At 73.7% G+C, this 7,771-nt stretch carries 9 protein-coding genes; 5 read left to right on the top strand and 4 right to left on the bottom strand.

Translation table 11 applies throughout. The features are described from left to right. Positions 1–92 precede the first annotated feature (92 nt). The 4 genes from rsrA to ACFVGO_RS11830 form a co-directional block, all read right to left on the bottom strand. Positions 93–503 (bottom strand): mycothiol system anti-sigma-R factor, encoded by a 411-nt coding sequence (gene rsrA, locus ACFVGO_RS11845; RefSeq protein ID WP_359908442.1) that lies wholly within the window; start codon positions 501–503, stop codon positions 93–95. Further along, the gene (locus ACFVGO_RS11840) at positions 500–1,405 is read right to left on the bottom strand and encodes a sigma-70 family RNA polymerase sigma factor (RefSeq protein WP_380354936.1); all 906 of its coding nucleotides are present in this window, start codon (positions 1,403–1,405) and stop codon (positions 500–502) included. Before ACFVGO_RS11840 ends, rsrA begins: the two co-directional genes overlap by 4 nt. 130 nt (positions 1,406–1,535) lie before the next feature. After that, positions 1,536–2,174, bottom strand: coding sequence for an alpha/beta family hydrolase (locus tag ACFVGO_RS11835; protein ID WP_380631451.1), 639 nt, complete (start codon positions 2,172–2,174; stop codon positions 1,536–1,538). Between the two features lie 20 nt (positions 2,175–2,194). Continuing rightward, positions 2,195–2,947 (bottom strand): SOS response-associated peptidase, encoded by a 753-nt coding sequence (locus tag ACFVGO_RS11830; protein ID WP_359908437.1) that lies wholly within the window; start codon positions 2,945–2,947, stop codon positions 2,195–2,197. Between the two features lie 149 nt (positions 2,948–3,096). Between ACFVGO_RS11830 and ACFVGO_RS11825 the strand changes: the two genes are divergently transcribed. The 5 genes from ACFVGO_RS11825 to hisN all read left to right on the top strand — a co-directional run bounded on the left by ACFVGO_RS11825 (position 3,097) and on the right by hisN (position 7,645). Further along, complete coding sequence (locus ACFVGO_RS11825) at positions 3,097–3,822, top strand: M50 family metallopeptidase (RefSeq protein ID WP_380631450.1); 726 nt, start codon at positions 3,097–3,099, stop codon at positions 3,820–3,822. A gap of 65 nt (positions 3,823–3,887) precedes the next feature. Next, positions 3,888–5,219, top strand: a complete 1,332-nt coding sequence (aroA, locus tag ACFVGO_RS11820; protein ID WP_359908431.1) for a 3-phosphoshikimate 1-carboxyvinyltransferase — start codon at positions 3,888–3,890, stop codon at positions 5,217–5,219. A gap of 15 nt (positions 5,220–5,234) precedes the next feature. Then, positions 5,235–6,287 (top strand): ribosome small subunit-dependent GTPase A, encoded by a 1,053-nt coding sequence (gene rsgA / locus ACFVGO_RS11815; protein WP_359908428.1) that lies wholly within the window; start codon positions 5,235–5,237, stop codon positions 6,285–6,287. Positions 6,288–6,415: 128 nt separating this feature from the next. Continuing rightward, the gene (locus tag ACFVGO_RS11810; RefSeq protein WP_359908425.1) at positions 6,416–6,739 is read left to right on the top strand and encodes a multidrug efflux SMR transporter; all 324 of its coding nucleotides are present in this window, start codon (positions 6,416–6,418) and stop codon (positions 6,737–6,739) included. Positions 6,740–6,847: 108 nt separating this feature from the next. Further along, the gene (gene hisN, locus ACFVGO_RS11805; RefSeq protein WP_359908423.1) at positions 6,848–7,645 is read left to right on the top strand and encodes a histidinol-phosphatase; all 798 of its coding nucleotides are present in this window, start codon (positions 6,848–6,850) and stop codon (positions 7,643–7,645) included. Positions 7,646–7,771 lie beyond the last annotated feature (126 nt).

Below are 7,771 nucleotides of genomic sequence, written 5' to 3'. Positions count from 1 at the left end.
GTGGGGGGCCGGCGGACCCCTGTCCCTGTTGGTCCGCCACCCGGCCGCCCGTCGCACGGACGTTCGCCGCGCGGGCGTTCGCCGAGGGGCCGTCACTCCGCCTGGGCGCCGGCCTCGACCGGTGCGCCGGGGCGCTCCGTGGACTCCTGTTCGGCCGCCCCGCCCAGCCCGGGCGCCGGACGGGCCGACTCGGCGTGCACCTCGACGGTGGTCTCCACCGCGACCACCACCTGCTCGCCCGAGCGCTGCCCGGCCCGGATCGAGTCGATCCTGGCCAGCACCTTGCTGCGCAGGTCGGTCGGGGTGTCGTCGCACCCGCAGGAACGCTTGATCAATGCCTTGATCGCCTGCTCCAGCCCGTACTGCTTCAGGCAGGGCGAGCACTCCTCGAAGTGGACGCGCAACTTTGCGCAGTCGCCCTCGGGCATCTCGTTGTCGAGGAATTCATAGAGGTGGTCGAGGACCTCGCCACACTCGGTTTCGTGCGGATCGCCGCAGCTCATGAGCCCGAGCCCTTCGCTTCCTGCCCTGCCCCGCTGCCGGCCGGGACCAGCCCGCGCTCACGGGCGTAATCCTCCAGCATGCCGCGCAGCTGACGACGGCCGCGGTGCAGCCGGGACATCACCGTACCGATGGGAGTACCCATGATGTCCGCGATCTCCTTGTACGCAAAGCCTTCTACGTCCGCGAGATAGACGGCGATCCGGAATTCCTCCGGGATGGCCTGGAGCGCGTCCTTCACATCACTGTCGGGAAGGTGGTCGAGCGCCTGGGTCTCGGCCGAGCGCAGACCGGTCGACATGTGCGACTCGGCCCGGGCCAGCTGCCAGTCCTCGATCTCCTCCGCCGCGGTGCGCTGGGGCTCCCGCTGCTTCTTGCGGTACGAGTTGATGAACGTGTTGGTGAGGATGCGGTACAGCCAGGCCTTGAGGTTCGTGCCCTCGCGGAACTGGTGGAAGGACGCGTACGCCTTCGCGAACGCCTCCTGGAGCAGGTCCTCCGCGTCGGCCGGGTTGCGCGTCATGCGCAGCGCCGCCGAGTACATCGGATCCAGGTAGCCCAGGGCGTCGCGCTCGAAGCGCTCCCGCCGGGCCTCCTCGCTCTCCTCCGCCGACACCCGGTAGGTGTCCTCACCGATCGCCTCGGCCAGCTCCTCACCGGTGAGCGCCTCGCCCGCGGGCAGGGCGTCGCCCGGGCCACGGCCCGGATCGGCCTCGTGCTCGGTCCCGACGACCGGACCCACCTCCTCGGCATGACGGGCACGGCCCACGGCGGGCCGCCCAGAAATGGAGGATATCGGGCTGACGGGCTTCTCGCCCGCGTCGAGCCACTCCGACCACGAGGGGGCGAACGCCGTGGTGGCCTCGCGCTCCTCAGGCCGCTCGGGGCACGCGATCGAACCCATCTGCCCTGCCTCTCACACCGGTGACTCGTGCTGACGGACACGACAACCACACCGGCCCCGGCCGCATTCCCGCCCCCCGGGCACCATTCGCTCGCACGAGTGATCGAGCGGAAACTCCCCGCTCACGGCCTCACAGCAGCCGCAGCACCCAGTCCCCCACCGACGAACAGATCAGGTCCAGCACCTCGTCCTGCCCCACCGGCGCCCGCTTGGGCACCTCGAACCCGTGGCTGCCGTACGGCACCGCCACCAGTTCGTGCCCCGCCGGGAGCTCCGGGAACTCCGCCGGCCCGCCGAACGGGTCCGCCGCGCTCTGCACCACCAGCGTCGGCAGAGCGGACTCCAGCAGCTCCCCGGCCCGGCTCTTCTCCGGCTTGCCCGGAGGGTGCAGCGGGAACGCCAGGGCCACCACCCCGACCGCCCCGGTCGCCGCGCCCGTGCGGCAGGCCACCCGCGCCCCGGCGCTTCGACCGCCCACCACCAGCGGCAGGCCCTGCCCGGCCAGCCGCTCCGCCACCGGCCGCCAGCCGAGGTCCAGCGTCCTCGGCGCCGGGCCGAGCCTGCGGCCCGCCACCCGCCAGGGCTGCTCGACCAGCGCCACGGTGATCCCCCGGGCCGGCAGCTTCCCGGCCAGCGCCACCAGGTCCCGGGCCTCGATCCCGCCGCCCGCGCCGTGGCCGAGCGCCAGCACGGCCACGGGCCGCTCGGCGCGGTGGTAGGTGATCCGGGCCTCCCCGGCCTCGGTGGGGACCAGTTCGGTGGTGCTCATCGCAGTGACTCCAGGAAGGTTCAGAACAGGGTGGTCTCGTACTCGACCTCGGTCCACGGCTCCTTGAGCTCCGGACCGTTGTTGCGGATGCTGCCGACCGCCGGCGACACCGGGGTGGCCAGCAGCGCGCCCGGCGGCGGGGGCACCAGCAGCCGGCGCAGCCCGTCCGGGTCGGTCAGCCGCGGGTCCAGCCACTCGTCCCAGTCCCCCGGGTCCAGGAACAGCGGCATCCGCTCGTGGATCGGCGCCAGCGACTCCTCGGCGTCCGTGGTGACGATCGTGAAGGTCACCAGCCAGGCCTCCGGGTGCCCGGGCGGCACCGCCCGGTTGCGCCAGAACTCGTACAGCCCGGCCAGCGCCAGCGGGGTGCCGTCGGCCCGGGAGACGAAGTACGGCTTCTTGCGGGCCTTTCCGCGCTCCCCCGGCACCGTCTGCCACTCGTAGTAGCCGTCCACCGGCAGGACGCACCGGCGCGCGGCGAAGGCCTGCCGGTACGAGGGCTTCTCGTGCACCGTGTCCGACCGGGCGTTGATCATCTTCACCGCCGTCTCGGCGGAGTTCGACCACTGCGGCACCAGCCCCCAGCGCAGCACCCGCAGCTGCCGCACCGGCCGCGGCCGCTCCCCGCCCAGCCGCTCCAGCACCACGAAGGCGCTGTTGGTCGGCGCGACGTTCCAGTTCGGGTCCAGGGTCTCCGCGGGATCCCAGTGCTCGACGTCGAACAGCTCGACGACGTCCTCGGGCTTGCTGCTGGCTGCGAACCGACCGCACATGCGGGCCAGCTTGCCATGCCACCGGTCCTCAGGACTTGTTCATCCCCGGACCAGAACCACCCGCCGCCTCCCGCCCGTCCCCGCATGGGAGGCTGCCCCGAACGGCCCAACGCGACGGCCCAGTGCGGCGGACGGAGGCGGAGACCCCGATGAACGCGAACGACCTGACCCTCGGCGACCTGTGGAACCAGGTGACCGGCACCCAGACCGCCCCACCCGGCTGGCTGGTCCTGGCCACCGGCGCCGCCGCCCTGCTCACCGTCCTGGCCCGCCCGCTCTGGCACGTCGCCCGCAACGCCGTGACCATCGCCCACGAGGGCGGCCACGGCCTGATCGCCGTGGTCACCCGCCGCAAGCTGGCCGGCATCCGGCTGCACTCGGACACCTCCGGGCTCACCCTCTCCTACGGCCGCCCCACCGGCCCCGGCATGGTCCTCACCGCCGCCGCCGGCTACACCGCCCCCGCGCTTCTCGGCCTCGGCTGCGCCGCCCTGCTCGCCGCCGACCGGATCACCCTGCTGCTCTGGCTGGCGATCGTGCTGCTGCTCGCCCTGCTGCTGCGCATCCGCAACGCCTTCGGCTTCCTCAGCGTGCTGGTCGCCGGCGGCGCCTTCTTCCTGGTCTCGTGGTTCGGCAGCGCCGAGGTCCAGGCCGGCTTCGCCTACCTCGGCTGCTGGTTCCTGCTCTTCGGCGCCGTCCGCCCCGTCCTGGAGCTCCAGCACCAGCGCCGGATCGGCTGGGCCCGCGACTCCGACGCCGACCAGCTCGCCCGGCTCACCCACGTCCCCGCCCTCGCCTGGGTCACCGTCTTCCTGCTCGTCGCCCTCGCCTGCCTCGGCCTCGGCGCCGCCTGGCTGCTCCAGCCGCTGCGGTAGCCGGCCGGGGCGTCCCGCCGCCCGACCGACGAGGGGGCTTCCGCCGCGGCCCCTAGACTTGCCCCATGACCGAGACCCTGTGGCCCGCCCCCGTCGCGACCAGCCCCGTCGACGCCACCGTCACCATCCCCGGCTCCAAGTCGGTCACCAACCGGGCCCTGGTGCTGGCGGCACTCGCCGACGGGCCGGGCTGGGTGCGGCGCCCGCTGCGCAGCCGCGACTCCCAGCTGATGGCCGACGGCCTGCGCGCCCTCGGGGTCACCATCGAGGAGAAGGTCAACAACGACTCCGGCGGCACCGGCGGCGGCGAGGCCTGGCGGGTCATCCCCGCCCCCGCGCTGCTCGGCCCCGCCTCCGTCGACGTCGGCAACGCCGGCACGGTGATGCGCTTCCTGCCGCCGCTCGCCGTCCTCGCCGACGGCCCCGTGCACTTCGACGGCGACCCGCGCTGCTACGAGCGCCCCCAGCACGGTGTGATCAACGCCCTGCGCGCGCTCGGCGCCCGGATCGAGGACGGCGGCCGGGGCGCCTTCCCGCTCACCGTGCACGGCACCGGCTCGCTGGACGGCGGCCCGGTCGAGCTGGACGCCTCCTCCTCGTCCCAGTTCGTCTCCGCCCTGCTGCTCTCCGGGGCCCGCTACAACCACGGCATCGAGGTCCGCCACGTCGGCGGCCCGGTCCCGTCGCTGCCGCACATCCGGATGACCGTGGAGATGCTGCGACTGGCCGGCGCCCAGGTCGACGCCCCCGAGGACGGCGGCGAGAAGGACGTCTGGCGGGTCACCCCCGGCGCCCTGCTCGGCCGCGACCTGGTGGTCGAGCCGGACCTCTCCAACGCCGCGCCGTTCTTCGCCGCCGCCCTGGTCACCGGAGGTCGGGTCACCGTGCGGGACTGGCCCAGGCACACCACCCAGCCCGGGGACCAGCTGCGCGAGATCTACACCCGGATGGGCGGCGCCTGCGAGTTCACCGACGAGGGCCTGCAGTTCACCGGCACCGGCCGGATCCACGGCATCGAGGCCGACCTGCACGACGTCGGCGAGCTCACCCCGGTGATCGCCGCCGTCGCCGCGCTGGCCGACTCCGAGTCCCACCTGTACGGCATCGCCCACCTGCGCCTGCACGAGACCGACCGGCTCGCCGCGCTCGCCAAGGAGATCAACGACCTGGGCGGCGACGTCACCGAGACCGAGGACGGCCTGCGGATCCGCCCGCGCCCGCTGCACAGCGGCATCTTCCACACCTACGAGGACCACCGCCTCGCCACCGCCGCCGCCGTGCTCGGCCTCGCCGTGCCCGGCGTCGAGGTCGAGAACGTCGCCACCACCGCCAAGACCCTGCCCGACTTCCCCGGGATGTGGTCCGAGCTGCTCGGCGAAGCGGCGGCGGGCGCCTGAGCGGAGACTGAGCACATGCGCCGCTACGGCAAGGACGCCGACGAGGACGACATCCGCAACCGCCCCGCCCGCCGGGGCTCCCGGCCGCGGACCCGGATCCGGCCCAAGCACGAGGACGCCGCCGAGGCGATGGTGCTGACCATCGACCGCGGTCGGATCACCTGCCTGGTCGACCCGGGAACGAAGCAGGAACGCGAGGTCGTCGCCATGAAGGCCCGCGAGCTGGGCCGCAAGGGCGTCGTCGTCGGCGACGTGGTCAACCTGGTCGGCGACCTCACCGGGGACGCCGACACCCTCGCCCGGATCGTCCGGGTCGAGGAGCGCACCTCGGTGCTGCGGCGCACCGCGGACGACGACGACCCGTACGAGCGGATCGTGGTCGCCAACGCCGAGCAGCTGGCCATCGTCACCGCCCTGGCCGATCCGGAGCCGCGCCCCCGACTGATCGACCGCTGCCTGGTGGCGGCGTACGACGCGGGCATGGAGCCGCTGCTGGTGCTCACCAAGTCGGACCTCGCCCCGGCCTCGACGCTGCTGGAGACCTACGCGCCGCTGGGCATCGAGTACGTGGTCACCCGCCGCGACGAGCTGGAGACCACCGGCGCCGAGGCCGTCCGGGAGCACCTGCGCGGCCTGTCCACGGTCTTCATCGGCCACTCCGGCGTCGGCAAGACCACCCTGGTCAACGCGCTCGTCCCGGACCGCCGGCGACAGACCGGGCACGTCAACGCCGTCACCGGCCGCGGCCGGCACACCACCGTCTCCGCGCTGGCGCTGCGCCTGCCCCCGCCGCCCGGCGCCAAGCCCGGCTCGAAGAAGGCGCTGAACCCCGGCTGGGTGATCGACACTCCCGGCTTCCGCTCGTTCGGCCTCTCGCACATCGATCCGTCCCGGGTCATCCTCGCCTTCCCCGACCTGGAGGCCGGCACCGTCGACTGCCCGCGCGCGTGCAGCCACGACGAGCCGGACTGCGCGCTGGACGCCTGGGTCGCCGAGGGCCACGCCGAGGCGGCCCGGCTCTACTCGCTGCGCCGTCTGCTGGCCAGCAAGGACGGCGAGGCCGACTGAGTCCGGCCGTCCGCGGCCCGTCGGCGGGGTTGGTGGCCCGTTCGAGGTGTCGGAGCGGGCCCACCTGGCGATCATAGGAAAGTCGGGCCGTATGCGGTCCGCCCGTCGATCGACAGGGAGGGCACGCGATGGCATGGGCCCTGGTGGTCCTGGCCGGCCTGCTGGAGACCGGCTTCGCGATCAACCTCAAGCTCAGCGAGGGCTTCACCAAGCTCTGGCCCACCATCAGCTTCTGCGTGTTCGCCCTCGGCAGCTTCGGCCTGCTCACCCTCTCGCTGAAGACCCTTCCGGTCGGCCCCGCCTACGCGGTGTGGACGGGCATCGGCGCGGCCGGCACCGCGATCTACGGCATGCTCTTCCTCGGCGAGAGCTCCTCGGTGCTCAAGCTGGTCTCGATCTCGCTGGTGATCGCCGGTGTCATCGGCCTCCAGCTCAGCGGCACGACCCACTGAGCGGCCCGGCGCGCGGAGCCGCCCGGCACGCGGAGCGCCCGCACCCGCTCCGGGCCGCTCCGCGAGCCCGGCTGTGCCGATCCGGGGAGGCTCGCTAGGGTTTCGGGCATGGCCGATTACCACGACGACCTCCGACTCGCCCATGTCCTCGCCGACTCGGCCGACTCGGTCACCCTGGATCGCTTCCGCGCCCTCGACCTGAAGATCGAGACCAAGCCCGACCTCACCCCGGTGAGCGACGCCGACAAGGCCGCCGAGGAGCTCGTGCGCAGCGTGCTCCAGCGCGCCCGTCCGCGCGACGCCGTCCTCGGCGAGGAGTTCGGTCTCCAGGGCTCGGGCCCGCGCCGCTGGGTGATCGACCCGATCGACGGCACCAAGAACTACATCCGCGGCGTCCCGGTCTGGGCCACCCTGATCGCCCTGCTGGAGGACGGCCCGGACGGCGTCGAGCGCCCGGTGGTCGGCATCGTCTCCGCCCCCGCGCTGCAGCGCCGCTGGTGGGCGGCCAAGGGCCTGGGCGCGTTCGGCGGCCGCAGCCTGACCAAGGCCTCCCGGCTGCGGGTCTCCGGTGTCTCCCGGATCGAGGACGCGTCCTTCTCCTACTCCTCGCTCAGCGGCTGGGAGGAGCGCGGCCGCCTCGACCCGTTCCTGGACCTCACCCGCGCCTGCTGGCGCACCCGCGCGTACGGTGACTTCTGGTCCTACATGATGGTCGCCGAGGGCGCCGTCGACATCGCCGCCGAGCCCGAGCTGTCGCTGTGGGACATGGCGGCCAACTGCATCATCGTCGAGGAGGCCGGCGGCCGCTTCACCGGCCTGGACGGCGTCCCCGGCCCCGGCGGCGCCGACGCCGTCGCCTCCAACGGCCTGCTGCACGAGGAGGCCCTGCGCCGGCTCTCCGTCTGACCCGGCCGGCCCGAGCGTGGTCGCGGGGCCCCAACCCCCCGAGGCGTGGGCGGGGGGACGAACCACTCCCCCGCCCGCGCCCCCCCCCCCCTTCCCCCCCCGCACCCCCCCCCCCCCCCCCCCCCC

The sequence above is a fragment of the Kitasatospora sp. NPDC057738 genome (genome assembly GCF_042798815.1).
Taxonomy (GTDB): Bacteria; Actinomycetota; Actinomycetes; order Streptomycetales; family Streptomycetaceae; genus Kitasatospora; species Kitasatospora lactacystinica.
Note: the sequence above shows the minus strand (reverse complement) of the source record. Positions and strands in the feature narration are given on the sequence as shown.